Raw genomic sequence first — 24,829 nt, 5'->3', positions numbered from 1 at the left:
TCAACCACGGCTGACCCGGCGCAGACGCTCGGACGGTGTCACCACGTCCGTCAGGCGGATACCGAACTTGTCATTGACCACCACCACCTCGCCCTGGGCGATCAGGTAGCCGTTGACCAGCACGTCCATGGGTTCGCCGGCCAGAGCATCGAGCTCCACCACCGAGCCCTGAGCCAGTTGCAGAATGTATTTGATGGGCACTTTGGTGCGGCCCAGCTCCACGGACAGCTGAACCGGAATGTCCAGCACCATGTTGATATCGTGTACCGGCACATCGCCATAGCTGCGTGCGGCGTCGCCCGCCAGCGGCCCGCCCTGGTCGGACAGATCGGGGCCTTCGACGGCCTGGTCATGCTGACGCTGCTCTTCCAGCGCCTCGGCCCAGCCGGAGAACGGATCGTCTCCCGCGGGCTTGTTGTTGTCGTCAATTGCCATGCTTCTCTCCCATCCAGCTGGTCTCGCCGCCGCGCAGGCTGCGTTCCACGCGGATTGCATATTTGTCGTTGTGCGTGCCGTACTGGCACTCGAAAACCGGCACCCCACCAATGGAGGCGCGAATCAGCGGCTCGCGGTCGAGCTCGATAAAGTCACCCGGGCGCATGGCCAGCAGCTGCTCCACCGTGGCATCGGCGCGGGCCAGCTCGGCCACCAGCGTGACCTCGGCGGCCTGAATCTCCCGCGTCAGCACCTTGACCCAGCGGCGATCCACCTCGATGGCGTCGCCCTGAGTCGAGGAATACAGCACATCGCGAATCGGCTCCAACGTCGCATAAGGCATGCAGATGTGGATGGAACCAGAGATATCGCCGATCTCCAGCTGAAAAGCCGTGGAGACCACGATTTCGCTGGGCGTGGCGATATTGGCGAACTGCGGCTGCATTTCCGAGCGCTGATAGGCCAGCTCCAGCGGATAGATGCCATGCCAGGCTTTTTTGTATTCCTCGCAGATCACATTGACCATGCGATTGATCACGCGCTGCTCGGTGGTCGAGAAGTCGCGCCCCTCGATGCGGGTCTGCAGGCGCCCCGTGCCGCCGTACAGCGTGTCGATCACGCCGAACACCAGCGAGGGATCGCAGACGATCAGACCATTGCCGCGCAGCGGGCGAATGGCCATGATGTTGAAATTGGTGGGAACAGCCAGCTCGCGCAGGAAGGCGCTGTAGCGCTGCACCGTCACCGTGCCGACGGAAACCTCGGGGCTGCGGCGGATGAAGTTGAACAGGCCGATACGGAAGTTGCGGGCAAAGCGCTCGTTGACAATTTCCATGGTGGGCATGCGCCCACGCACGATGCGTTCCTGGCTGGAGATGTCGTAGCTGCGGACCTGGCCGAGATCGACCTCCACCACTTCGGAGCGCTGGCTTTCGCCGGTAACGCCTTCAAGAAGAGCATCAACCTCTTCCTGGGAGAGAAAAGAATCGCTCATGCACTCCCTCCCTGCTTACTGAATGATGAAGCTGGAGAACAGCACGCGACGCACAGGCCCCTTGCGATTGGCACGCGGGCTGTCTTCGTCGGCGTCCTCGTCGTCACGCGAGCGCTTCTTGGCGCTCGGGCCGAAGCCCAGCGGCGCCGAGACCTCGGTCAGAATGTCGGCGGCCAGCTTTTCCTTGCCCTCGCGCGCCAGCAGCTCGTCGGCCGTGCGCTGGGACACCAGCATCAGAATGCCGTTGCGGATGCTGGGCAGATATTGCTTGACGGTGGAAGCCGTCTTTTCGTCGGCCAGCTCCAGCGTGATGCCCAGCTGCACAAAACGATCGCCGCCGGGGTCGGCCAGATTGGCCACCATATTGTCCAGCGGCAGGAAAGTGGGCACTGTGGCTTTGGCACTAACCTCTTCTTCGCCATCGGCGCTGCTGTGCTGGCGCTGCATCATCAGCACATAAGCTGCGGCAGCCACGATGGCCAGCACGGCAACGATGGCCACGATGACGATCAGCTTCTTGCTTTTGGCAGGAGCAGGTGCAACAGGGGCGGCATTGGGATTGGCTGACACGGCGGGTATTCCTCAAGAGTGGGGGACTGCATCCATCCCGCAGCCATTGCCGCGACACGGAAGATCCACGCCTGAATTATTCGCCACCCGCCCTTCTGACCATTGCCCGAATAAAAGCGCGAAACCCGGCTTCATTCCGGGTTTCGCGCAATGTCCGGCTCACCGTTTCCGTGAGACGGCACCGATCATTTACACGAAAAGGTCCACGCCGGACTGCACTGGCCGCGCGCCATTGCCTGCGCTGGCCGCACTCATGGGCAGCTCGGCAGCATTGACCGAGACCTGGGCCACCCTGGCCTGGCCGCGCTGGACGTCATCGCCCTGGCTGTCGCCTCCGGACCGGGCATCGGCACCGCCCGCATCCACGCTGACGCCGCTCAGATTCAGCCCCTGAGCCTGCAAAAGCTCGCGCAGCTGAGCCTGACCGTCGGCCAGCAGCTGGCGTGCCTGCTCATCGCCTGCGGCAAAGCGCACATGAGCCTCCTGGCCGTTCAGCTGCACCTGGACCTGGATAGCCTTGCCCTCATGCTGGATCGACAGCGCGGCATTCTGCGTTTTCTGATGCACCCAGAAGGCCACCTGCTCGGACACTTCCTGCTCACGCTCTGTAGGTGCGGCATCCTGCCCCGCCAGGCTTTGGCCGAAGTCGGAGCCGTTCTGACCGCCGCCCTGCATGCCTGCGCTCGCTGCGCCCATGGCTGCCCCGACAGCAGCGGCTGCGGCCTGCAGGTCGGCCCCGCCCTGCACTGCCGCCGTCTTGCCCTGTGGCGCAGCTTCATCCTGCTGGAGCGAGCGGGCCGCACGCAGCAAATCCTTGAGACCTTCCAGGGCCTGCGGCTGCACGGCTGTCATGCCCTGCAGGCTGATGCCTTGCTGCGGCAATGCCTGCGCCTTGTGCACAGCAGGCTCAAGGCGCGCAGCAGGCACCTCTTCCGCCGCCGAAGCCAGCGCGCTGTGTCCGCTGTCTTGCCCCTGCGCGGCTGCGTCCTGCTGCGGCTGCAAGACAGTCGCATCAGAATTAATAGCTGCTTGCGCTTGTGTCGTATACGTTTGAGCCTGATTTGATTGAAAATCCTTGCCCATGAATGCGGCATGCGCCTCCCCGGACCCGGGCTGCAAAGCCTGGCGATGGGCCAGTTGCGCGGCATGGCCTCTGCCTGAAAGAAAGTCGGTGGCCACGCCCTGGCGCAGATCGGCGTCGCCCTGCCCGTCCAGCTGCGCGGTCTGTCCGACCAGGCTCATCCACGGCGCATGGCCTTGAGCGATCAGCAGCGCATCGTGCTCGCCTGGTGCCAGCTTCGCGTCTGATGTCTCGGCAGGCTGCTGCGCCGCCTGCGGCAGGCCTGCAGACACGAATCCGTCCAGCGATGCCAGCAGCGATGAAAAGCCCTGGCCGGGCTCGCCTGCCGCAGCCGTAGCGCTTTTGGCCGAGCTCATGGACTGCGCCATGGCCTTGCCGGTGCGCGCTTCGCCGCCGCGCGGGCCATCAATTCTGGTTTCCGCCATGCTCAGGCCTCCTGAAGTTGCAGGCCGAAGCTGCGTCGAAAAAATGCCATGGTGGCGCGCTCGTCGGTATCTTTTTGCTCGCGCCGCATCTGGGCCAGAGCCACATCACGGTGGCGGGCCTGCACCACTTTCTGCAGGCTGGTCACGCGCAACTCTGCCGCCAGCAGGGCCTGACGTGCGGTCTCCAGCCGAATGTCCTGATCGGCCACGACCCGGGTCTGCAAGCCGATGGCGTGCTGCAGGCGCTCCATGAACTGGTACTGGTGATGCATGACCTCGGGCTGCACGGCCAGCCCTTCCTGGGCCCCCCAGCGCGCCTGCATCTCCAGGACATAGCCCTGCAGCTGATCCATCTGGGCCTGTGCCGCCTGCTGAGCACGCTGGCGCTCCTGCATGGTGGTACGGGCCGCGTCACGCTTGCGTTCTGCGGCTTCAATGGCGACGTTCAAGGCATTCAAGGACGACATCTGCGACTCTCCCTCTGGCTAACCCGTTTAGTCTCAGCCCCGCTGCATGGCTTGCGCCATGCCGGCCAGGCTTTGCTCCATGCTGGAGCTTTCAAACATGCTTTGCTGCAGAAACCCGGTCATGGCGGGCTGCAGCGCAATCGCCTCGTCCAGCTGCGGATCGGAGCCTGGGACATAGGCGCCGACCTGCACCAGATCGCGCCCCTTCTGGTAGCGCGAATAGACGGCGCGAAAGCGACGTGCCAGCTCGAAATGCTCGCGCGAGACCACGTTGTGCATGACGCGCGAAGCCGACTGCTCGATATCGATGGCCGGGTAATGCCCAGTCTCGGCCAAAGCCCGCGAGAGCACGACGTGGCCGTCGAGAATGGCGCGGGCCGCATCGGCAATCGGATCCTGCTGATCGTCACCTTCGGACAGCACGGTGTAGAAGGCCGTGATCGAGCCCACGCCATGCAGGCCGTTACCGCTGCGCTCCACCAGCGCTGGCAGCTTGGCAAAACAGGACGGCGGATAGCCCTTGGTGGCCGGCGGCTCGCCGATGGCCAGGGCGATTTCGCGCTGGGCCATGGCATAGCGGGTCAGCGAATCCATGAGCAGCAGCACATGCTTGCCCTTGTCGCGGAAATGCTCGGCGATTGCCGTGGCGTAGCTGGCGCCCTGCATGCGCAGCAGCGGCGGCGCATCGGCGGGAGCGGCCACAACCACGGCACGGCTGCGATCCTGGGCACCCAGGATGTCCTCGACGAACTCCTTGACCTCGCGGCCACGCTCGCCGATCAGGCCCACCACGATCACATCGGCCTGGGTATAGTGCGCCATCATGCCCAGCAGCACGGACTTGCCCACACCCGAGCCGGCAAACAGGCCCAGACGCTGGCCGCGACCCACGGTCAGCAGCGCGTTCAGCGCCTTGACACCGGTATCCAGCGACTCGCGCACGGGGTCCCGGTCCATGGCATTGATGGGGTTGCGATCCAGCACCTCGGGCACCACGCTGCCCAGCTCGCCCGCATGGTCCAGCGGAGTGCCTTGCGAATCCACCACCCGCCCCAGCAAGCCATCCCCCATGGGCAGACGCAGCACGCCCACGGTCTGGCTGACCTTCTCGGTCTCCATCACGCCCAGCTGGGGCACGGGAACAAAGGGGGCTGCCGGCGTCACCATGGCGCCGCTGGACAAACCCTGAATATCGCCCGCAGGCATCAGAAAGGCGCGCTCGCCGGCAAAGCCGACCACCTCGGCCAGCACAGGCTCCTGCCCATGCTGATGAATATGGCATTGCGCCCCCACGGGCACGCGCAGCCCCGAAGCCTCCAGCACCATGCCGGTCAACCGGGTCAGACGGCCCTGGCATTCCAGCGGCACAGACTCGGCATAGCGTGCGCGCGCCTGGCTCATGAACTGCTGCCAGGGGTTCATGCCTTGTCTCCGTCATACCAGGTGGAGACCAGGCCCAGAGCCGCCACGGCACGGCGCCAGCGCTTGTCCAGACCTCCGTCGATCTCGGCACCGCCCGACTCCACCTTGACATCGCCTGGGGCAATCGAGGCATCGCCCAGCCACTGAATACGGCTGTGCGCGCCATGCTCGGCACGCAGGGCTTCATCGAGCAGTTCAAAGTCCGCGGGGTTCAGACGAACGGTGACCGGACGGCTCTCGTCGACCAGCATGTCCAGCGCCTCGCGAATCACGGGCAACAAGGCCTGTGGCTGGCTGCGCAGCTCCTGGCGCACCACCTGGCGGGCAATATCGCAGGCCAGATTCAGCAACTCCTGGGCCATGCCCGACTGCAGCTGCTTGAAGTTGTCTTCCAGGCCCCGCAACACACCGTCGACACGTTGAGCACTCTCGCGGCCCGCGCCGTTGATATGGTCGTCAAGGTGCTGCTGCCATTGCTGCTGCGTCTGGGTGCGGCCTTCGGCCAGGCCCTGTGCATGGCCCTCGGCGCGTGCCTGCTCCAGCATCTGCTGCAGCTGCTCTTCGTCGAAAGCCGGCTCGGCTGGCTCCACCGGCTCCACCGCCTGCACTTCTGGCTGCGCCTGCGGCTGATGAGCAATAGAGGGGGAAAAACCGTTGAAATGCTCTACCCCCGCCGGTATGAAGGCCGCTTGCTGTGCGGGCGCGAAGACGCCGCGATCCTGTGCATCCACCGCGCCGAAGCGCCATTGCACCACGGTGCTGTCGTCGATCTCTTCCTGCGGGATGAAGCGCGAGTGCGAACGCGGAGGCTGGCCCTTAGACATAGCTGTCCTCCGGACCGCTGCCGATGGTTACCTGGCCTTCCTCGACCAGACGACGCACGACCTTGAGGATTTCCTTCTGCTGGGCTTCCACTTCGGACAGACGCATGGGGCCACGGCCTTCCAGGTCCTCGCGCAGCGACTCGGCCGCACGCATGGACATATTGGCCAGAATCTTGTCGCGCACTTCCATGGAGCCGCCCTTGAGCGCCACGATCAGCGTCTCGGACACCACCTCGCGCAGCACCAGCTGCACCGAGCGGTCGTCGAGCTTGACCAGGTCGTCGAAGACAAACATCTTGTCCATGATCTTCTGCGCCAGCTCGGGGTCGTAGTTGCGGATGGTGTCGAGCACCGCCACATCGGCATTGCCGCCCATCTGGTTGAGCATTTCGGCTGCGGTCTTGACGCCGCCCAGCGAGGTCTTGCGCACCTTGTCGCCGCCCGCCAGCACCTTGAACAGCACCTCGTTCAAGTCCTTGAGCGCCGTGGGCTGAATGCCTTCCAGCGTGGCCACGCGCAGCATGACCTCGCTGCGAGCCCTGTCGGGGAACTGCATCAGCACGGCCGCAGCCTGCTCATACTCCAGGTGCACCAGAATCGCCGCCACGATCTGCGGATGCTCGCCGCGCAGCAGCTCGGCCACCGACAGCGGATCCATCCACTTCAGGCTTTCAATGCCCGAGATATCGCCGCCCTGCATGATGCGGTCGATCAGCAACGCCGCCTTGTCATCGCCCAGGGCACGCTTGAGCACCGAGCGCACATAGTCGCTGGCATCGTCGACCAGCAGACTCTGCGACGCGGCATCGCTGGTGAAGCGGTCGATCACGAAATCCACCTTTTCCCGCGTCACGCCGCGCATGCGGGCAATCGTCTCGCCCAGCTTCTGCACTTCCTTGGGCGTGAGGTGCTTGAACACCTCGGCCGCTTCTTCCTCACCGAGGGAGACCAGCAAGATGGCAGCGTCGTTCAGACCTCTATCGTCCATATTCAAAACTCTCTACTAGTTATTCAACCGTCCCATGCCGGGGATGCCGAGCAAGGGCCTAGGCGGCCCCGCCGCCCCGCAGCGAGGGCATCGTCCCCCTCCCAAAGAGAGAGGGGGAAGGCGCAACGCGCCTCAGGGGGTGACTTCGTCACCCCTCGCCGTTAATCCATGTCTTCACGATGTTCGCCACCGCGATCGGGTTCTGCTTGGCCAGATGACGGGCCTGATCCAGTCGTTCCTGCTCCTTGGTCGGAGACAGCTCCTTCGCAGGGGCGGGCAGAGCGGGGCGATCCAGCGCCTCGGCTTCAATGGCATTGAGCTGGCCGCCGGGGCCGGTATTGCGTCCCTTGAGCAAGGGGCGCACCAGGCCCAGCAACACCAGGGCTCCAAACAGCGCCAGCGCAATCGGCACGCCCAGGCTCTTGGCCATGGCCTGAATTTCGGGGTCCTTCCACATCGGCAGCTCGGCCGGAGCGGCACCGCTGTCCATGAAGGGAGCGCTGACCAGGTTCACCGAGTCGCCTCGGTCGGCGCTATAGCCCACGGTTTCGCGCACCAGCGTGAGCAGTTGCTCCTGCTGCTGGGCTGTCAGTGGGCGCAGGCCGGAGCTGACAGCGGCTGCCGTTGCCGCTGTCGCGGCATCGGTGCCAGCCGCAGCAGCCAAAGGTGCATTGACCACCACCGCAGCCGTCAGGCGCTTGACGGTGCCGGTGCTGCCGCGTGTGACCCTGACGGTCTTGTCCACTTCGTAATTGGTGATGGACTCGCGCTTGTTGCCCTGGCCGTTGCCCTGACCTGCACCAGCAGCCTGCGGCGCAGGATTGGCACCGTTAATGGGCGCGGTGGAGTTCTGAGGTGGCTGGTTGCTGGTCGCGCCAGGCACGCCAGTAGGCGGAGTGGCCGTCTTCTCGCCATTGGTTTCCATCACCTGCTGGCTGCGCACGGCCCCGCCGTCAGCAGACTGGTTTGGACGATGCTGCTCGGAAGTCGATTCGGTCTGGCTGAAGTCCAGCTCGGCCGAAACCTGGGCCTTCACATTGTTCTTGCCGACCACGGGCTCCAGAATATCCAGAATGCGGCGCACATATTGCTGCTCCACCTGCTGGGTGTAGAGGAACTGCTGCATGTCCACGCCGCCGGCATTGCCGTCAGGCGACTGCGAAAGCAGCTTGCCGGTGTCGTCCACCACGCTGACGGCAGCAGGTTCCATCTCTGGCACGCTGGAGGCCACCAGATGCACGATGCCCGCAATCTGGGCACGGTCCAGCATGCGCCCCGGATGCAGGCTCAGCAGCACGGAAGCCGAAGGCTTTTGCTGCTCGCGAAAAAATCCGTTCTGATTGGGCAGGGCCAGATGCACGCGGGCACTCTGCACGGCATTGAGCGCCAGGATGGAGCGCGTCAGCTCTCCTTCCAGACCGCGCTGGAAATTGAGGCGCTCCTGAAACTGGGTGATGCCGAACTTGCTGTTCTCCATCAGCTCGAAGCCCGTCACCGAGCCCTTGGGCAGGCCTTGCGTGGCCAGCTTCAGGCGCACATCGTGCACACGGTCTGCGGGGATGAGAATGGCGCCGCCGCCCTCGCTGTACTTGTAGGGCACGTTCATCTGCGTCAGCTGCGCCACGATGGCACCGCCATCCTTGTCGCTGACGTTGGAGAACAGCAGCTTGTAATCAGGCTGGCGATAGAACACCGCCGCCGCCACCAGGCCTACAGCGACCAAGGCCGCCAGCGCGCCCCAGCGAAGACGTTGGCCACGGTCGAGCGCATTCCAGCGCTGCGCAAGCGCAGGGCGGGGCGCATACGTGGCACCGGGCACGGCATTGGGGACAGGTACTTCAGCTACAGCAGACATCTTGATTCCATGGTGTCAGACCCCACACGAGGTCTAGCGTCCAGTGGATTATTCGGACTCGGGCCGGCGGCGTTCCCCCGATAAGCAAGCCGATTCACCCACTTATTGCCCGTCTGCGATCACGCGAAAAACCTACGATCACCTCCAACTCACCAAGCCAGTTGGATAAAGATATGGACCTGAAGATCCCAGCAATCAACCTCGCCCAACTGGGCAACCAGCTCACCAAGGTCGGTAGCGCCGGCACTGCGCCCGTGGCCGGCGGCTTCGGTCAGGCCCTGCAAAATGCACTGCAATCGGTGAGCGCCGCTCAAAACCATTCCGGCCAGCTGCAGCGCGAAGTGCAGCTGGAAAATCCCGCCGTCAGCCTGGAGCAGACCATGGTGGCCATGCAGAAATCGCAGATCGGCTTTCAGGCCACGCTGCATGTGCGCAACCGACTGGTGCAGGCCTACTCCGATGTGATGAATATGCAGGTGTGATCGGCGCCACGCCGCACACCGCTCAAAAGGCAGATTGCCCTCCAAGGCTTGCCCGCATGTTGTGATGACATGCGGGCTTTTTGCGCTCCGCCCATCCTGCCCGCCTGGCAGCGCCCAATAAAAAAGCCCGATCCATTCAAAAGATCAGGCTTTTCAGGCTCAAACGCTTATCTGCAAAGCGCAGGAAGCTATATTTTTTAAAAGCCAAGACTGGCCAGCAGATCATCCACCTGGGACTGCGAGGTCACCACGTCTGCCGTGTTTTCGGGATCCACCACCGGGCCGGCCAGCTTGGGCTGCGCGGCTTCCACAGGCGCCAGGGCCGGTGCCTGCGCAGCATCCGGCGAAGTCTGGATCAGCAACTCCAGCAGTTGCGACTCCAGATCGGCCGCCAGCGCCACCACGCGCGCGATCACCTGGCCGGTGAGGTCATGGAAGTCCTGCGCCATCATGATCTCGGTCAGATGGCTATTGGTCTGCTCCGTACCCTCTTCCACCTCCTGCAGATAGTTCATCACGCGCCCCTTGGCCACCGCGGCCACCGGATCCTTGATGAGTTCTGCACGCATGGCGCGAGTGCGCTCGGCCAGCGCATCCTGGCGGTTCTGAGTCACTTCGACCTGACCCAGCACCTTGTTGGCAGCTTCCCCCGTCAGACGGGCGATATAGGACAGACGGCTTTGCGCATCGGGAAGCTCCCCCGCACTGCCGCGCAAACGGTCCGCATAACCCAGCTCATTGAGCGAGTTATGCAACTGGCGTGTGAGCACGCCAATCTTGTAGTGGACGTTGGCGGAAGCCTGGTCGCTGCTCATGGCTCAGAGATCGAGTTTCTTGATGATGAGATTGACCTTCTCTTCCAGCGTGGCCTTGGTGAAGGGCTTGACGATATAGCCGGCCGCGCCGCCCTGGGCGGCAGCCACGATATCTTCCTTGCGGGCTTCGGCGGTCACCATCAGCACCGGCAGATGCTTGAGCTTTTCATCCTGCTTGATCTCGGTCAGCAGCTGAAAGCCGTTCATGTTCGGCATGTTGATGTCGGTCACCACGAAGTCGAACTTGCTAGCACGCAGCTTGGTGATGGCAACCACACCATCTTCGGCTTCATCGGCATCGGCAAAGCCACTCTCCTTGAGCAGATTGCGCACGATGCGGCGCATGGTGGAGAAGTCGTCAACAATCAAAAATCGCAGGGCATTAGCCACGAGAGGCCCTTTCGGTCGGAATAGGTGCGTGGGAACAAGTTTTCAGCCGTGATGGTAACAATTTGTCAACCTCCCGGCATTGGACGTGCATTGTCAGGCTTTTCGACAGTCTCCGTGGCAACTTCAGGGTTTGTTACAACAAACTCTTCCTTGGCATCCAGAGACTGCTTGTCGGCAGCGCTGGGTACTGCGCGCCGGGCCTTGGGTTGGTTGATCGTGCTGGCAGCTTCCTCGGCACTGGTCACCTGCTCCGTGCTGCGCTCCTTGTCGTTGCCCAGCACACGGCGCTCGGCCTCCTTGGTCAGCACGGTAATGGTGATGCGGCGGTTCTGCGCAGCGCGCGGCTCCTCGGGCAGCAGCAGGTCGCTGCTGGACATGCCCACCACGCGTGCCAGCTTGTCCAGCGGCATGCCGGCAGCCACCAGCTCGCGGCGCGATGCGTTGGCGCGGTCGGCCGACAGCTCCCAATTGCTGTAGCCGCGATCGGCATTGCCGTAGGGTGCGGCATCGGTGTGCCCCGAGAGACTGATGCGATTTTCCGCATTGCCCATGGCCGCCCCAATCTCGCGCAGGATGTCGCGCATATAGGGCTTGACCACGGCACTGCCGCTATCGAACATGGGGCGGTTCTGGTCATCGACGATCTGGATCATCAGGCCGTCATGCGTGATCTCCGTGCGAATCTGCGAGCGAAACTCGTTCAGGCGCGCATTATTGGCAATCATGCTGTCCACCTTGGCCTTGAGCGCATGCAGGCGCTGTGCGTCGCGTGCGGACTCATCGGCCCGACCCATGGCCTGGCTGGAGCGGCGGTTGGCATTGTCTTCGGACTCGGAGCGGCGCACCTGGCCGTGCACCTTGGAGAGGTCGTTGCCGCCGCCGGGCACGATGCTGGAGCTGTTACCCGCACCGCTGCCGCCCGACATGGCCACCTTCAGCGGCGAATTGAAATACGCGGCAATCCCCTGCAACTCGCCCTGAGCGGTCGAGCCCAGCAGCCACATCAGCAGGAAGAAGGCCATCATCGCCGTCACAAAGTCGGCATAGGCAATCTTCCAGGCACCACCATGATGTGCATGGGCGGTCTTCTTGACGCGCTTGATAATGATGGGCTGCAGCTTCTTGTCAGCCATGGATGCGCTCCATCACTAGATCCTGGCGAGAGCGGGCACTCATCACTTCTTACCCTTGACGTGCGACTCCAGCTCCAGAAATCCTGGACGCTCGGTGGAGAACAGCACCTTGCGGCCGAACTCGATGGCCGTGCCCGGGTTGTAGCCCTGCATGCTGGCCAGCAGCGTCGCCTTGATGCACTCGAACTCCTTGGCCGCATCCTGCGCACGCTGCTCCAGCAGCGCAGCCATGGGTTCCACCAGCGCATAGGCAAGCAAGATCCCGAGGAAGGTACCCACCAGCGCCGAGGCAATCATGCCGCCCAGCACCGCAGGGGGCTGTCCTACGAAAGCCATGGTATTCACCACACCCAGCACGGCCGCAATAATGCCGAAGGCAGGCAAGGCGCCCGCCAGACGATTCAGCGCCATCACCGGCGCGTGGGCCTCGGCATGATGGGCTTCGATTTCGCTGTCCATCAGCGCCTCGATCTCGTGCGAGTTGAGATTGCCTGAGACCATCATGCGCAGATAGTCGGTCAGGAACTCGACGACATGGTGGTCGGCCATCAACTGCGGATAGTTCTGAAACACCGTCGACGACTGCGGATCTTCCACATCGGACTCGATCGACATCAGGCCTTCCTTGCGCGCCTTCTGCAGCAGCTCGTACAGAAGCGCCATCACTTCCATATAGCGCGCCTTGTTATAGCGCGAGGGCTTGAGCGCCGAGGGAATCGCCTTGGCCGTGGCCTTGAGCACCTTGGGCTGGTTGCTGACGATGAAAGCGCCCAGGGCGCCACCGCCAATGGTCACCATCTCGAACGGCAGCGCCTTGACAAGAACGCCCACACTGCCGCCGTGCAGCACATACATGCCGAAGATGCAGCCGAAGGCGACGATATAACCGATGAGAACAAGCATGGTACCGATTGTGAAGTTGCAGAAGCCCGCCATAGGCGCAAAAAGCTGGGCGTTTGGAAGCTAGATCGGCAGCTAGCCGTCGTTATGTAGGGTAATTCCGAGCCAAGCAGCGACGCGAAGGCTCCCGCGGCATGCAAGCAAGGCAAAGCCCCCTGCATTTGTTACATCCCGAAAAATATTTGCAGAACTCTCTAAAGTTTTTGCGGGATGGCTCCGATAACAGCTTCAACAGGGAAACAAAGCCCTGTCACCAGCGAGCCACAGCAGCAAAACATAAGGAACTGCAGGCTGGGGTGCTGGATTGGGCTGCCGCCGCCGCCCACCCTGAATATTTCAGGTCACTGTGGCGGCGACGTTTTGATCGCATCAAGGAGTTCGCATCATGGCAATGACCATCAACACCAATATCCAGTCGCTCAACGCACAGCGCAATCTGGGCGCTTCGCAATCTTCGCTGTCCACTTCCATGCAGCGTCTGTCTTCGGGTCTGCGCATCAACAGTGCCAAGGATGATGCTGCTGGTCTGGCCATCGCCGAGCGCATGAGCGCCCAGGTTCGCGGCCTGAACCAGGCTCAGCGCAATGCCAATGACGGCGTGTCACTGGCTCAGACTGCTGAAGGTGCATTGGGCACCATTGGTGGCAATCTGCAGCGTATTCGTGAACTGGCCGTGCAGTCTCGTAACGCCACCAACTCCACCGAAGATCGCGCAGCCTTGCAAAAGGAAGTGAATCAGCTCAAAGAAGAAATTGATCGCGTAGCAACAACGACCTCTTTTAACGGTACCAAGTTGCTGGATGGCAGCTTTACTGAGCAATCGTTCCAAGTTGGCGCGAACGTTGGCGAACGCATCAACATTTCCGAGATTACCAATGCTCGCTCAACCAGCCTTGGCACCAGCTACTCTGTCGCTACAGCAGCCATTACAGCAGCACAAACGCCTGCTGCTGCTGTAGCCGGCCCTCCCGCAAGCACAACCAATGCGAAGTTCGCAGAAGTTGCAGCAGACACGATCTCCGTGACAGTTGGTGAAGGAAATAGCGCCCAAACATTTAAGTTGGGGAAGATTGCCGCCGTTGATATCGCCCCTGCAAGTGGTGCCGCATCCGACCTAACTGCAGCCGATAACGCAGCAATTAAGCAGCGCCTGTCCGATGTAGCGACAGAGATTAGCAAAGCTTCAGGCGGTCGTGTCACTGCTTATGTGGACAACGGGAAGCTGCAAATTAGCTCATTGGAGAAATTTACTTTTACCGGTGGCACCGCAGCAACTACAGCGGTTGCAACGGAAGCTGGTGCTGCCTCGGTTGGTTTTAACACAGTGGATGTATCTACTGTTGCTGGGGCAGACAAAGCCATCTTGTCGATGGATGCCGCACTGAAAGCCGTCAACTCAGCTCGTGCCGACCTGGGCGCAATGCAGAACCGCTTTGAGTCCGTGGTCGCGAATCTGAGCGTGAACAGCGAAAACCTGTCGGCCTCCAAGAGCCGCATCATGGATGCCGACTTCGCATCGGAAACTGCCAACCTGAGCCGCTCGCAGATTCTGCAGCAAGCCGGCACAGCCATGGTGGCCCAGGCGAACCAGCTACCCCAGGGCGTGCTGTCTCTGCTGCGCTAATTGCACCAGACTTCATCTGTCCAAAGCGGGTGAAGCAGACACAAACCAAAGCCTCCTTCGGGAGGCTTTTTTCATTCCCGCTCACCAAGGCTTTCTACCAATACACCTCTGCCAATTGCAAAAATAGCGGGGCTTTAGGCCTCTTATCGGTCTTATGTGGGCCGCCGCTTGCTCCAACAATCCTCGTACCCGGAATACCAGACTTCGTCCGCGTTTCCGGTCACGTGGGCCAGCGCCGTCGCTGGTCGTGAAAACGGCTAGTACGTCGCCGGTTTACTGGCTTGAAACAGGAGCACATGCCATGGCAGCCATCATCAATACGAATATTCAGTCGCTCAACGCGCAACGCAATCTGAGCTCTTCCCAAAGCCAGCTGGCTACTTCCATGCAGCGCCTGTCTTCGGGCCTGCGTATCAATAGCGCCAAGGATGATGCTGCGGGCCTGGCCATTGCAGAGCGCATGACCACGCAGGTACGTGGCCTGACAGTTGCCATGCGCAATGCCAATGACGGCATCTCGCTGGCACAAACGGCTGAAGGTGCGCTGGGCTCGGTGGGCAGCAATCTGCAACGCATTCGCGAACTGGCCGTGCAGTCGCGCAACGCCACCAATTCGGAAGAGGATCGTGCGGCGTTGGATGCGGAAGTTCAGCAACTCAAAGCTGAAATCAGCCGAATTGCACGCGACACCTCATTCAATGGCACCAAGCTGCTGGATGGCTCGTTCACCAATATGGCTTTCCAAGTGGGCGCCAATCAGGGCCAGACCATTGATGTGAACAAGATTGCAGATTCCAGAATCGACAAGCTTGGCGAGTGGGATACCGTAGCAACACCCAGCAAAAACGCGGCAGTGGGCAATATCACTGGTGGCAGCATTACGGGCACACACCCTGCATACAAATACGAGTTACAGGTGGATGGGGTTAGCTTTTTCACAAAAGATGTTGCTGCCAATACAGACGCAGACCCACTGATAACAGGCCAAGAACTGGACGCAGCATGGGCTAGTTTCTCGACAACGACAGCAGGTGAAGGTTACAAACTTTCTGGCACTTTCGCCGCTGGAACCGCCGTAATTTCCAAGCTGGATGGTACAAGTCTAGAAATCACTGCAGTTGAAACAGGCGGTTCCGCAACCCCAGTCCCAAGCTTTGGAGCCGGCTTTCTTGACACTCCTGTTACAGGCACCCCATCTCAGCCTCAAGTAGGCTTTAAAGACCTGAGCGTCAAAAATCCTGAAGATTCGGACAACGCCATTGTGGCCATGGACGCAGCTTTACGAGCGATCAACGGAGCCAGAGCTGACCTGGGAGCTATCCAAAGCCGCTTTGAAACCACCGTCGAGAACCTGAGCGTCAACACGGAAAACCTGTCTGCCTCTCGCAGCCGCATCATGGATGCCGACTTTGCCGCAGAAACCGCCAATCTAAGCCGCACACAGATTCTGCAGCAGGCCGGCACAGCCATGGTGGCACAGGCCAATCAACTGCCGCAGCAAGTGCTCAAGCTGCTGCAAGGCTGATATCGGCACTGGCATTTCGTACTCAAGTTCTGTTTCGGCCTGCCGAAACACAATGCGTAGTACTGTCCATAAAGACGGCGCGAGAAGCGCCGTTTGTTCAATGACGCAGACCAGGTGCAGCACACACCTGCCGTCCTGCGCAGAGGGAGTTTTGTATGGGTATCAGCTCAATAGGTATCGGTAGCGGCCTGGAAGTCGAAACCATTGTTTCGCAGCTGGTGGCGCTGGAGTCAAAGCCCATCGCGGCGCTGCAGACCAAGGCCACCGGCATCAACACCCAGATCTCGGCCTTTAGCCAGCTCAAGTCGCAAATCTCCAATCTACAGGATCAGCTGGACAAGCTGACCAAGCCTGCAACCTGGCTTGGCAATACGCTGACCTCCTCCAACTCTACTCAAGTGACAGGTACGGCAACCTCCAGCGCTGTGCAAGCCACGTATGACGTGGAAGTGTCGCAAATGGCAGCGGGCCAGACCATTGGCTCCGGCCTGGTGGCCAGTGGTACCACTCTCGGACCTGGCAAGCTGACTATCTCCATGGGAACCTATGGCGCCAATGGACTGACACCCAATACCAAGGACGGCAAGAATGTGAGCTTCAGCGTGGATATCACTGCAGAAGACGACTCTCTGGCCAAGATTGCAGCCAAGATCAATGCCGCCAAGGGCGATGTCAGCGCCACCGTGCTCAAGGACCACACGGGCGAGCGCCTGGTGCTGCAATCCAAGACCACGGGCGTGAACTCGGCCTTCTCGGTGGAGGCCGAAGGCGCCGGGCTGCAGCAATTTGCTTACAACGGCACCGACGGGACCATGAAACGTTCCGTTGAGGCGCAGGACACTCTGGCCAAGATCAACGGCATCGACATGGCCTCGCACACCAATGTGTTTGAAGAGGTGGCGGCGGGTGTGACGCTGACAGTAGCGCAAAAGTCAGCGAAAGATGCCGCCCCTGTGCGCATCACCATTGCCAATGACACGGCGACGGCCAAGACAGCGCTGAAAAATCTGGTGGAGTCCTATAACGCACTCAGCAACGCCCTGAAGACCATGACTGCGTATGACAAGGACAGCAAGACGGCTGGCACCTTGCAAGGCGACTCCACCGCCATCAACCTCCAGTCTGCAATGCGCCGTTTGCTATCAGGCCCGGGGGGAGAAGGTGGCGCGTTCACCAGCTTGTCGCAGATGGGCATCGCCTTTCAGACAGACGGCACCCTCAAGATTGACGACACCAAGCTGGACAAGGCCCTCAAGGACCCGGAGAGCATGTCCAAGTTCTTCACCTCAGACGTTGCCGATGCCAACCAGGACGGCCTGGCCGTGCGCATGAAGGACTTCACAACCGGTCTGCTGGCCACTGGCGGCACCTTCTCGACCAAGGACGAGACGCTCAAGAATGCCTTGAAGCGCAATACGGCCGATCAGGAACGCCAGACCGCACGAGTGACAGCCTATGAAGCGCGCGTGCGCGCCCAGTATTCGCGTCTGGATACGCAGATGGCCAGCCTGAAGTCCTTGGATAACTATGTCGCCCAGCAAGTAGCCGCATGGAACAAGTCCAGCAGCTAAGCCGTTGAAGCCTGCAGAAAGGACTTAATTGCCCCCTGAGTCGGCCGATAAGAAGAACAGTAATTTGAGAAACTGCAGCAAAGGAGTTTTGTGATGTTTTCCCCAGCCAATGCGCGCGCAATGTCGGCTTACCGTCAGGTGGGTGTGCAATCCATGGTGGACAGCGCATCGCCTCAGCAGTTGATCAAGATGCTGTTTGATGGTCTGCTTGCCTCCATCAACGCGGCACGCGGCGCGATCGAGCGCGGTGATATCAGTGAGAAGGTGCGCCATATCGGCAAGGCGGTGCGCATTCTGCAGGAGGGCCTGCTGGGCGCGCTGGACCGCGAAAAAGGGGGCGAGCTGGCCGGCAACCTGGCCTCGCTCTATGAGTACTGCACCACCCGATTGACCTTGGCCAATGCCCGCAACGATGCAAACATGGTCGATGAAGTCGCAGGCCTTGTGAGCACGGTGGCACAGGGCTGGAATGAAATAACCAATGCACCAGCACCCGCTGCTGCCTAAAAAATGGAGCACACATTGATCGACTTCTACCGCGCCATAGAAGAGAGCAGCGCCAAGATGCTGCAGGCCGCCCAGGCCAAGGACTGGGATGGTGTTGCGCGCTATGAGGGCACTTGTGCCGTGCTGATCGAGCAACTGCGCTTTCGCTCGCGAGATGAAAAGCTGGCGCCCGAACTGCGCAAGGAAAAAGCGCGCATCATGCAGCGCATCTTGCGCAACGATGCCCAGATTCGCGTGCTGGCCGAGCCCTGGTTGGCAAGTTTCGAGCATATGTTCGACGGTCAGCCGCATGTGATGCACTGATTGCAAAGCCACTCAAGCCAAAGCCCTGCTGCAGAGATGCAACAGGGCTTTTTGCTTGCAGCGACGACAGGTGATCGATAAAGACATCCATGAACCAAATGCCGTAGAACATCACAAACTATCGATAGCGAAGCACCAGAACCCAGCCAGGCTGCAGCACAAAAGCAAAGCCGCCGCGTGGGCAGATGCAATCTGCCAGCGCGGCGGCTTCTGTTGTGGTGAACGGCCCGCTCCCGGCGAGCCGTTTCAGTGATCAATGCGAGCGCATCTTGGTGCGCAGGCGGGCGATGGCCTGGCTGTGCAGCTGGCAGACCCGCGATTCGGTCACGCCAAGCACGGCGGCGATTTCCTTGAGGTTCATATCGTGCTCATAGTACATGCCCATCACATATTGCTCACGCTCCGGCAGGGCCTTGATAGCCTCTACCAACGCGGAGCGCATGCGCTGGTCGCGCAGCAGGGCAAAGGGATCGGCACCCGAGTCGGCCACATGCCGCTCCAGATAGTCGTCGCCATCGTCGCCGTCACCGCCGCCGATGTCCTCGAGATAGACCAGCTGCGTGCCGCGTACCTTGCCCAGCAGGGACTGATAGTCGTCCAGGGCCATGCCCAGCTCGGCCGCGATTTCCGACTCCAGCGGGGGCCGGCCCAGGCGCTGTTCCAGGCGGTTGAGCGCCTGCTCTATTTCCTTCTGGCTTTTGCGCGAACTGCGGCTCATCCAGTCGCCTTCGCGCAGTTCGTCCAGCATGGCGCCACGGATGCGCTGGCTGGCGAAGGTGTCGAATTGCACGCCTTGCTCGCTCTCGAAGCGCGACAGCGCTTCGGCCAGACCGATCATGCCGACCTGGATCAAATCATCCAGCTCGACGTTCGGTGGCAGTTTGGCGATCATGTGCAAGGCAATCCGACGCACAAGCGGCACATGCTGACGAATCAGCGCGTCGCGGTCGAGTTGGCCTTTGGCGGTGTACATGGCAGTCAATGGCTCCAGACAAGGGATTCAGGTGCGGCAGCCGCCGTGGGCTGGGCATGCATGGGCAAGATGCAGGCCGTCTTGAGCATGTGCAGCGTGAGCTGATGCAGATCGCTGGCCTGGCGCCAGCGCAGGCGCATGAGCACCGGGGCATCGCCCAGGTGGCGCTGCGAACACTGTAGCAGCGCATTCAGACGCTGCAAGCGTGTCTGAGCGTTTTGCTGGGCCGTCTGCGAGCTGCTCTGCTTGCGGCTCCAGTCGTATTTCTGTGGGCCGTCTGCTGTCAGCGGCGCTTCCAGCGCTGCAATCGTGCATTCAACGCCGGCAAACACGGCCAGATGCTTGAGCTGGCGGTAGCTTTCGATCAGGTGCTCGGAATCGGGCGGCACGACCAGCAGCGGCTGCAGGCCCTGACCTTGCAGCATCGGCGTCAAGGTTTCGCTGCTCGCATAGATGATCACGGTGGTGTAGCCGCGCACATAGGCTTGCAGGGCCGTCAGCATGTCCAGCCCCATCTCGTCGGCGGATGCCTTGAGCTGCTTGAGACCCTGCCGCGCCGGCAGGCTGGCCACTGACTGGGCGTCGCCGACGCTTGCGCGCAGTCCCGCCTGAGCCTGCCAGGCATGCTGCGCCAGCAGTTGGGCAAGACCTGGCGTGTGAAAGGATTCGGCCTGGCTGCCATCAAGCACCAGCACCTTCTGGCCCAGGCGCTGCAGTTGGGCGCACAGCGGCCAGAGCACGGCCTGCTCGGCAGCGGCACCTGACGCACTGTGCAGCACGGCCAGCACGCGCAAGCCGGCGGTGCTGGCATCGCTCATATGCAGAGCCATGCCCTGATGCAGGGGCGAGCGACGCTCAAGCATGAGCAGCCTCTGCGCCGCTGGCGGACGAAGGGGTAAAGAAGAAGTCCAGATCCAGCGACTGCGGATCAAACGCCGACTTGGCAGCCGAGCGCATGGAGGCTGAGACCAGCAACTGCGCATTGGCGCGCTCGAAGTCTTCGGGCACGCGCTGACCATTGGTCACGCCGCATAGCTGGATCTGATGACGAATCAGCGTATCCACCGAGGGACCGACCTTCACGGCTTCATCGACCTTGGTGAGGATGGCGTGTTGCGAGCCGCGCGCCTTGAAGGCCTGCATGACATCGTCCTGCGCATCGCCCTGCGCGGCCGCATTGACGGCCAGCAACTGCTGCACGCCCTCAATGGCCAGCACATCCATGATCTCGTCCTTGCGCGGATCGCGCGGGGCCACGCCGGTGGTGTCGATCAGCACCATCTTCTTGCTCTGCAGCAGACCCAGCAGGTCCTGCAACGCGGCCTTGTCATGGGCCTGATGGGCCACCATGCCCAACATGCGGGCATAGGTGCGCAACTGGTCATGACCACCGATGCGGTAGGTATCCAGCGTGATCAGGCCCACGGATGCGGGACCGTGCTTGGCCGCACACAACGCAGCCAGCTTGGCCGTGGTCGTGGTCTTGCCCACGCCGGTCGCGCCGACCAGGGCAAACACTCCGCCTTGCTCGTAGATGGCGGGCTGGGCAGCATCGGTGCGCAGATTGCGCTCCAGCACCTGCATCAGCCAGCGCACGGCGTCGCCAGCGGAGAGCGTCTCGGGCAGCTTCTCGATCAGTGCACGCGCAAGTGCGGGCGAGTATCCGGCGCGGATGAGCTTGTGCATCAGGCTGGACTGGATCGGGTTCTGACGCGTCTGGCCCAGCCAGGTCAGCGTATTGAAGCGCTCCTCGATCAGATCCTTCATGGACTGCATCTCCTGCATGAAGTTCTGAGGCGCAGCGACGGCTGCGGGCCTGGCGCTTTCCTTGAGCTGAATCTTCTCGGGGCGCAGAGGATTGTGGCGAGACACCGCAGCGCTGGCCGACTGAGACTTGGCTGCCATGGCGGGGCGCTCGTTGTTGCGTTCCTGCACGCGCTGGGCAAAAGTGGGCAGCGCTTCACTGCTGTCAAGCGTCGACTCATGGCGACGGCGCAGCATGCGTTCGCGCACATAGTCCTGGAAGGTCAGCGTGCTCATGGACAGCTGTTCCACATCGTCCTGCACGGAATGCCGGGCCAGTTCATTGATGGCCTTGACGGGCTTGGCCTGGACCTGCATCTCGCGGGCCTGCTCTTCCTTGGCCGTCTGGCGCGCCTGCACATGCTCCAGCGTACTCATGGTTTCACCGCCCTGGCTGCGCCTGGCTGCAGCGGGAGCCAGAGGCGAATGCTCTTTGCGCAGGCTGCTCATGCCTTCGTCGCTGGCACGGCGCTCCAGCGCTTTTTGCAGGGGCGAACCGGTCTGCATGCCGGCATCCATGTCCTGCAGGGTCTCTTCGGCCGTGGCCATGACTTCCACTCCGTCCGGCGTCTGGCGGTTGGAGAGAATCAGGGTGCCGTCGCCAAAAACCATGCGCGCCTTGGCCAGGGCCTCGCGGGCGGTCGGGGCGTAAAAGCGTTTGATATTCATGCGGTTGCACCTTTAAGAATCGGGCCGATGCGGATGGTGTGCGTCTCGGGAATCTCGCTGTGCGCGAGCACCTGCAGACGCGGCGCCACACGACGCAGCAGCTTGGCAAGAGAGTTGCGGATCGCGTCCGGCACCAGCAGGCAGGCGGGCAGGCCCAGCTCTTCCTGTTGGTTGGCCACATCGACCGCTTTTTGTGTGAGGATTTCAGCCACGCCGGGGTCCAGCGATGGCGCATTGGGGTTCGACAGTGCCTGCACCAGCAGACGCTCCAGGCCGGGCTCGATGGCAATCACATTGAGCTCGCGGGTCGGACCGTAGATCTGCTGCACGATGGCAGGCGACAGTGCAATGCGCACGCGACGCGCCAGCTCCACCGGGTCTGCCGTCTGCGTGGCGTTTTCGGCCAGCGTCTCGATGATGGTGCGGATATCACGAATGTGCACAGAGTCCTCCAGCAGCAGCTGGAGCACTTTCTGGAACGTTGTGATGGGCACCATTTTCGGGATGACTTCTTCGATGAGTTTGGGGGCCAGCTTGGCCACATGGTCAACGAGCTGCTGTGTCTCGGTACGAGACAACAGCTTGGCCGCGTGCACTTGCATCAAGTGTGACAAATGCGTCGCCATCACGGTTTCCGAATCAACGACGGTAAAACCGGCCATTTGTGCCGCTTCCTTTTGCCGCTCGTCGATCCAGTGCGCGGGCAGACCAAAGGCCGGATCGGTTGTGGCCGTGCCGATCAGCGGCGTGGTGATGCCGCCGGGATTGATGGCCAGGAACATGCCGGGGAAGGCTTCGCCCTCGCCCACCATGACGCCGCGCAGCGTCATGCGATAGGCGCTGGGCTTGAGTTCCAGGTTGTCGCGCACATGCACGGCCGGCGGCAGAAAGCCGACCTCCTGCGCGAACTTGCGGCGCACGCCCTTGATACGCGTCAGCAGGTCGCCCTGGCGGCTCTTGTCCACCAGCGCGATCAGGCGATAGCCCAGCTCCAGACCCAGCAAGTCCACCGGCTGCAGATCATCCCAGGTCGCTTCTCCATCATTTTGCGCAGCCTGCTGCTGGGGCGCCGGGGCACTGCTTTGGGCGGCCAGACGGGCTTTTTCCCTCTTGTCCAGCACCCAGGCACCCCAGCCCAGCAAGGCCCCCATGCTGATGAACACCAGATGCGGCATGCCGGGAATCAGACCCAGCAAGATCATCACGCCGGCAGTGATACCCAGCACCTTGGGCGACATGAACAGCTGCTGCACGATCTGGCGGCCCATGTCGGATTCCTTGCCCACGCGCGAGATCACCATGGCCGATGCCACCGAGATCAGCAGGCCTGGAATCTGCGCCACCAGCGCGTCACCCACGGCCAGCAGGATGTAGCTGTCGGCCGCCTGACCCGCAGACAGGCCGTGCTGGGCCATGCCGATGATCAGGCCGCCGATGACGTTGATCACCAGGATCAAAATGCCGGCAATCGCGTCGCCACGCACAAACTTGCTGGCACCGTCCATGGAACCGAAGAAATTAGCTTCCTCGCCCACTTCGGCACGGCGGCGCTTGGCCTCCTTCTCGTCGATCAGACCGGCATTCAGATCGGCGTCCACGGCCATCTGCTTGCCGGGCATTGCGTCCAGCGTGAAGCGGGCCGAGACTTCGGCAATGCGCTCGGCACCTTTGGTAATCACCACGAAGTTGATGACCACCAGAATGCTGAACACGATCAGACCCACGGCAAAGTTGCCGCCGATCAGGAAGTGGCCGAAGGCCTCGATCACCGCGCCCGCGGCGCCGGGGCCAGTGTGGCCCTCCATCAGCACCACGCGCGTCGATGCCACGTTGAGCGACAGACGCATCAATGTGGTCAGCAGCAACACCGAAGGGAAGGCCGCAAAGTCCAGCGGCTTGATCATATAGGCCGCCACCATCATCACCATCAGCGCCACGGCAATGTTGAGGGTGAAGAAGGTGTCCAGCAGCCAGGGGGGCACGGGCAACACCATCAGACCCAGAATGGCCACCACCAGAATGGGAGCAGTCATCCCTTGCAGGGCGCCGGCGTTGGAGCCAGACCACTTCTGGAACAGTTGCAGAGGATTCGACGACATCACAGATTACCTTCTTGCTGCGCAGCAGCATCGACCGCCGCAGGCTGGGTGCGGCCACGGTGCGGATCCAGCTCCACGGGCACGGGGGGCTCGCCCAGGGCATCGGGCATGGGACCCTGGCCGCTCAGTGCAGCCTTGAGACGATAGACATAGGCCAGCACCTGGGCCACGGCCGTGTAGAGCGCGGCAGGGATGGCCTGATCCAGATCGGCATGCGCATAGAGTGCACGCGCCAGCATGGGCGACTCCAGCACCGGTATCTGGTGCGCGCCCGCGATTTCACGAATCTTGAGCGCCACCAGATCCGTGCCCTTGGCAATCACCTGGGGAGCGGCCATGGAGGCGTCGTCATAGCGCAGCGCCACGGCATAGTGGGTGGGATTGGTGACTACAAAGTCGGCTTTCGGCACGGCCGAGACGCTGGCCCGGTCGGCAATCTCGCGCTGCTTCTGGCGGATCTTGCCCTTGAGCTGCGGATTGCCTTCGGACTCCTTGTGCTCCTGCTTGACCTCCTCATGACTCATCTTGAGGCGCGACTTGAAGAGAAAGTCCTGCAGCGGCACGTCGATCAGGGCCACCAGCAGCACCACGATCAGCAGCAAGGTGATGCCCGTGGTCAGCCAGGAGCCGACCATGGCAAGCGCCATGGGCGATGGCTGAGCCGAAACCGACGCAATCTCGGCAATATTGGCGCTCATGTACTTCCAGGCCACAAAGCCCAGCACGATGGTCATGAACACCATCTTGACCACCGTGGTCAGTTGCTGCTTGGAAAACAGATTCTTGAGACCCGACAAGGGGTTGAGCTTGCCAAAGCGCGGCTGAATGGGCTTGAAGCTGAAGATCCAGCCACCGGCAGCCACGCCGGACAGCACCGAGGCCGTGGTGGTCACCAAAGCAAAGATCACGGCAATGCCCAGACCCAGCACCAGCATGGACTGAAAGCGCTCCAGCATCAGCGCCGGAGTCTTGGC

At 61.8% G+C, this 24,829-nt stretch carries 25 protein-coding genes; 7 read left to right on the top strand and 18 right to left on the bottom strand.

Annotated elements, in window-relative coordinates:
• From fliN to fliF, 9 genes are all read right to left on the bottom strand, one after another.
• Positions 1-435: a flagellar motor switch protein FliN gene (gene fliN / locus AAIL66_RS22500; protein WP_003059131.1), complete on the bottom strand. Its 435-nt coding sequence runs from the start codon at positions 433-435 to the stop codon at positions 1-3.
• Positions 425-1,429 (bottom strand): flagellar motor switch protein FliM, encoded by a 1,005-nt coding sequence (fliM, locus tag AAIL66_RS22495; RefSeq protein ID WP_003065459.1) that lies wholly within the window; start codon positions 1,427-1,429, stop codon positions 425-427. The genes fliN and fliM overlap by 11 nt, the downstream gene beginning before the upstream one ends.
• 15 nt (positions 1,430-1,444) lie before the next feature.
• A complete protein-coding gene (locus AAIL66_RS22490) occupies positions 1,445-1,999 on the bottom strand; it encodes a flagellar basal body-associated FliL family protein (protein WP_003065461.1) in 555 nt (184 codons plus the stop codon).
• A gap of 189 nt (positions 2,000-2,188) precedes the next feature.
• The gene (locus AAIL66_RS22485; protein WP_343497801.1) at positions 2,189-3,505 is read right to left on the bottom strand and encodes a flagellar hook-length control protein FliK; all 1,317 of its coding nucleotides are present in this window, start codon (positions 3,503-3,505) and stop codon (positions 2,189-2,191) included.
• Between the two features lie 2 nt (positions 3,506-3,507).
• Entirely contained in the window at positions 3,508-3,972 is a 465-nt protein-coding gene (fliJ, locus tag AAIL66_RS22480) for a flagellar export protein FliJ (RefSeq protein ID WP_343497800.1), read from the bottom strand.
• A gap of 33 nt (positions 3,973-4,005) precedes the next feature.
• On the bottom strand, positions 4,006-5,394 hold the full coding sequence (gene fliI / locus AAIL66_RS22475) for a flagellar protein export ATPase FliI (protein ID WP_343497799.1): 1,389 nt from the start codon (positions 5,392-5,394) through the stop codon (positions 4,006-4,008).
• Positions 5,391-6,218 (bottom strand): FliH/SctL family protein, encoded by an 828-nt coding sequence (locus AAIL66_RS22470; protein ID WP_343497798.1) that lies wholly within the window; start codon positions 6,216-6,218, stop codon positions 5,391-5,393. Before AAIL66_RS22470 ends, fliI begins: the two co-directional genes overlap by 4 nt.
• Complete coding sequence (gene fliG / locus AAIL66_RS22465; RefSeq protein WP_003059149.1) at positions 6,211-7,206, bottom strand: flagellar motor switch protein FliG; 996 nt, start codon at positions 7,204-7,206, stop codon at positions 6,211-6,213. Before fliG ends, AAIL66_RS22470 begins: the two co-directional genes overlap by 8 nt.
• Before the next feature lie 148 nt (positions 7,207-7,354).
• The gene (gene fliF / locus AAIL66_RS22460) at positions 7,355-9,061 is read right to left on the bottom strand and encodes a flagellar basal-body MS-ring/collar protein FliF (RefSeq protein WP_003065474.1); all 1,707 of its coding nucleotides are present in this window, start codon (positions 9,059-9,061) and stop codon (positions 7,355-7,357) included.
• 173 nt (positions 9,062-9,234) lie between these two features.
• On the opposite strand from fliF, the gene fliE reads away from it, so the two are divergent.
• On the top strand, positions 9,235-9,543 hold the full coding sequence (fliE, locus tag AAIL66_RS22455) for a flagellar hook-basal body complex protein FliE (RefSeq protein WP_343497796.1): 309 nt from the start codon (positions 9,235-9,237) through the stop codon (positions 9,541-9,543).
• A 197-nt stretch (positions 9,544-9,740) separates the two neighbouring features.
• Here the strand turns inward: fliE and AAIL66_RS22450 are convergent, their stop codons facing one another.
• The 4 genes from AAIL66_RS22450 to motA all read right to left on the bottom strand — a co-directional run bounded on the left by AAIL66_RS22450 (position 9,741) and on the right by motA (position 12,784).
• Positions 9,741-10,358 (bottom strand): protein phosphatase CheZ, encoded by a 618-nt coding sequence (locus AAIL66_RS22450; RefSeq protein WP_012836866.1) that lies wholly within the window; start codon positions 10,356-10,358, stop codon positions 9,741-9,743.
• Positions 10,359-10,361: 3 nt separating this feature from the next.
• Complete coding sequence (gene cheY, locus AAIL66_RS22445) at positions 10,362-10,748, bottom strand: chemotaxis response regulator CheY (RefSeq protein ID WP_003059161.1); 387 nt, start codon at positions 10,746-10,748, stop codon at positions 10,362-10,364.
• 65 nt (positions 10,749-10,813) lie between these two features.
• Positions 10,814-11,881 (bottom strand): flagellar motor protein MotB, encoded by a 1,068-nt coding sequence (gene motB / locus AAIL66_RS22440; RefSeq protein WP_034353126.1) that lies wholly within the window; start codon positions 11,879-11,881, stop codon positions 10,814-10,816.
• Positions 11,882-11,923: 42 nt separating this feature from the next.
• Positions 11,924-12,784 carry a flagellar motor stator protein MotA gene (motA, locus tag AAIL66_RS22435; RefSeq protein ID WP_003059167.1) on the bottom strand — a complete coding sequence of 287 codons (861 nt, stop codon included), beginning with the start codon at positions 12,782-12,784 and terminating at the stop codon, positions 11,924-11,926.
• Positions 12,785-12,915: 131 nt separating this feature from the next.
• On the opposite strand from motA, the gene AAIL66_RS22430 reads away from it, so the two are divergent.
• From AAIL66_RS22430 to AAIL66_RS22405, 6 genes are all read left to right on the top strand, one after another.
• A complete protein-coding gene (locus tag AAIL66_RS22430) occupies positions 12,916-13,176 on the top strand; it encodes a hypothetical protein (RefSeq protein ID WP_343497795.1) in 261 nt (86 codons plus the stop codon).
• Complete coding sequence (locus AAIL66_RS22425) at positions 13,167-14,405, top strand: flagellin (RefSeq protein ID WP_343497794.1); 1,239 nt, start codon at positions 13,167-13,169, stop codon at positions 14,403-14,405. Before AAIL66_RS22430 ends, AAIL66_RS22425 begins: the two co-directional genes overlap by 10 nt.
• Before the next feature lie 301 nt (positions 14,406-14,706).
• Positions 14,707-15,930, top strand: a complete 1,224-nt coding sequence (locus AAIL66_RS22420) for a flagellin (protein ID WP_343497793.1) — start codon at positions 14,707-14,709, stop codon at positions 15,928-15,930.
• A 155-nt stretch (positions 15,931-16,085) separates the two neighbouring features.
• The gene (gene fliD / locus AAIL66_RS22415; protein WP_343497792.1) at positions 16,086-17,501 is read left to right on the top strand and encodes a flagellar filament capping protein FliD; all 1,416 of its coding nucleotides are present in this window, start codon (positions 16,086-16,088) and stop codon (positions 17,499-17,501) included.
• Between the two features lie 93 nt (positions 17,502-17,594).
• On the top strand, positions 17,595-18,008 hold the full coding sequence (gene fliS, locus AAIL66_RS22410) for a flagellar export chaperone FliS (protein ID WP_343497791.1): 414 nt from the start codon (positions 17,595-17,597) through the stop codon (positions 18,006-18,008).
• A 3-nt stretch (positions 18,009-18,011) separates the two neighbouring features.
• The gene (locus tag AAIL66_RS22405; RefSeq protein WP_003059178.1) at positions 18,012-18,311 is read left to right on the top strand and encodes a flagellar protein FliT; all 300 of its coding nucleotides are present in this window, start codon (positions 18,012-18,014) and stop codon (positions 18,309-18,311) included.
• A 253-nt stretch (positions 18,312-18,564) separates the two neighbouring features.
• Here AAIL66_RS22405 and AAIL66_RS22400 read toward each other — a convergent pair whose 3' ends face one another.
• From AAIL66_RS22400 to AAIL66_RS22380, 5 genes are all read right to left on the bottom strand, one after another.
• The gene (locus AAIL66_RS22400; protein ID WP_003059180.1) at positions 18,565-19,284 is read right to left on the bottom strand and encodes an RNA polymerase sigma factor FliA; all 720 of its coding nucleotides are present in this window, start codon (positions 19,282-19,284) and stop codon (positions 18,565-18,567) included.
• Positions 19,285-19,289: 5 nt separating this feature from the next.
• A complete protein-coding gene (locus AAIL66_RS22395; RefSeq protein ID WP_343497790.1) occupies positions 19,290-20,147 on the bottom strand; it encodes a hypothetical protein in 858 nt (285 codons plus the stop codon).
• A complete protein-coding gene (gene flhF / locus AAIL66_RS22390) occupies positions 20,140-21,756 on the bottom strand; it encodes a flagellar biosynthesis protein FlhF (protein ID WP_343497789.1) in 1,617 nt (538 codons plus the stop codon). Before flhF ends, AAIL66_RS22395 begins: the two co-directional genes overlap by 8 nt.
• Positions 21,753-23,855, bottom strand: a complete 2,103-nt coding sequence (flhA, locus tag AAIL66_RS22385) for a flagellar biosynthesis protein FlhA (protein ID WP_034378020.1) — start codon at positions 23,853-23,855, stop codon at positions 21,753-21,755. Before flhA ends, flhF begins: the two co-directional genes overlap by 4 nt.
• On the bottom strand, positions 23,855-24,829 hold a 975-nt coding region (locus tag AAIL66_RS22380; RefSeq protein ID WP_343497788.1), incomplete at its 5' end, for an EscU/YscU/HrcU family type III secretion system export apparatus switch protein. The genes AAIL66_RS22380 and flhA, both read right to left, overlap by 1 nt.

It is taken from the genome of Comamonas sp. F1-6 (assembly GCF_039581415.1).
GTDB classification, from domain to species: Bacteria; Pseudomonadota; Gammaproteobacteria; order Burkholderiales; family Burkholderiaceae_C; genus Comamonas; species Comamonas thiooxydans.
Note: the sequence above shows the minus strand (reverse complement) of the source record. Positions and strands in the feature narration are given on the sequence as shown.

What these genes read in the sequence shown, in the direction of transcription:
- AAIL66_RS22400 (WP_003059180.1), bottom strand. Translation starts at nt 19,284, where the DNA reads ATGTACACCGCCAAAGGCCAACTCGACCGCGACGCGCTGATTCGTCAG.
- AAIL66_RS22450 (WP_012836866.1), bottom strand. Translation starts at nt 10,358, where the DNA reads ATGAGCAGCGACCAGGCTTCCGCCAACGTCCACTACAAGATTGGCGTG.
- AAIL66_RS22470 (WP_343497798.1), bottom strand. Translation starts at nt 6,218, where the DNA reads ATGTCTAAGGGCCAGCCTCCGCGTTCGCACTCGCGCTTCATCCCGCAG.
- fliD (WP_343497792.1), top strand. Translation starts at nt 16,086, where the DNA reads ATGGGTATCAGCTCAATAGGTATCGGTAGCGGCCTGGAAGTCGAAACC.
- AAIL66_RS22430 (WP_343497795.1), top strand. Translation starts at nt 12,916, where the DNA reads ATGCAAGCAAGGCAAAGCCCCCTGCATTTGTTACATCCCGAAAAATAT.
- fliJ (WP_343497800.1), bottom strand. Translation starts at nt 3,972, where the DNA reads ATGTCGTCCTTGAATGCCTTGAACGTCGCCATTGAAGCCGCAGAACGC.
- motA (WP_003059167.1), bottom strand. Translation starts at nt 12,784, where the DNA reads ATGCTTGTTCTCATCGGTTATATCGTCGCCTTCGGCTGCATCTTCGGC.
- fliF (WP_003065474.1), bottom strand. Translation starts at nt 9,061, where the DNA reads ATGTCTGCTGTAGCTGAAGTACCTGTCCCCAATGCCGTGCCCGGTGCC.
- fliS (WP_343497791.1), top strand. Translation starts at nt 17,595, where the DNA reads ATGTTTTCCCCAGCCAATGCGCGCGCAATGTCGGCTTACCGTCAGGTG.
- AAIL66_RS22485 (WP_343497801.1), bottom strand. Translation starts at nt 3,505, where the DNA reads ATGGCGGAAACCAGAATTGATGGCCCGCGCGGCGGCGAAGCGCGCACC.
- fliE (WP_343497796.1), top strand. Translation starts at nt 9,235, where the DNA reads ATGGACCTGAAGATCCCAGCAATCAACCTCGCCCAACTGGGCAACCAG.
- AAIL66_RS22420 (WP_343497793.1), top strand. Translation starts at nt 14,707, where the DNA reads ATGGCAGCCATCATCAATACGAATATTCAGTCGCTCAACGCGCAACGC.
- fliI (WP_343497799.1), bottom strand. Translation starts at nt 5,394, where the DNA reads ATGAACCCCTGGCAGCAGTTCATGAGCCAGGCGCGCGCACGCTATGCC.
- AAIL66_RS22425 (WP_343497794.1), top strand. Translation starts at nt 13,167, where the DNA reads ATGGCAATGACCATCAACACCAATATCCAGTCGCTCAACGCACAGCGC.
- AAIL66_RS22395 (WP_343497790.1), bottom strand. Translation starts at nt 20,147, where the DNA reads ATGCTTGAGCGTCGCTCGCCCCTGCATCAGGGCATGGCTCTGCATATG.
- fliN (WP_003059131.1), bottom strand. Translation starts at nt 435, where the DNA reads ATGGCAATTGACGACAACAACAAGCCCGCGGGAGACGATCCGTTCTCC.
- flhF (WP_343497789.1), bottom strand. Translation starts at nt 21,756, where the DNA reads ATGAATATCAAACGCTTTTACGCCCCGACCGCCCGCGAGGCCCTGGCC.
- fliM (WP_003065459.1), bottom strand. Translation starts at nt 1,429, where the DNA reads ATGAGCGATTCTTTTCTCTCCCAGGAAGAGGTTGATGCTCTTCTTGAA.
- flhA (WP_034378020.1), bottom strand. Translation starts at nt 23,855, where the DNA reads ATGTCGTCGAATCCTCTGCAACTGTTCCAGAAGTGGTCTGGCTCCAAC.
- AAIL66_RS22405 (WP_003059178.1), top strand. Translation starts at nt 18,012, where the DNA reads ATGGAGCACACATTGATCGACTTCTACCGCGCCATAGAAGAGAGCAGC.
- motB (WP_034353126.1), bottom strand. Translation starts at nt 11,881, where the DNA reads ATGGCTGACAAGAAGCTGCAGCCCATCATTATCAAGCGCGTCAAGAAG.
- fliG (WP_003059149.1), bottom strand. Translation starts at nt 7,206, where the DNA reads ATGGACGATAGAGGTCTGAACGACGCTGCCATCTTGCTGGTCTCCCTC.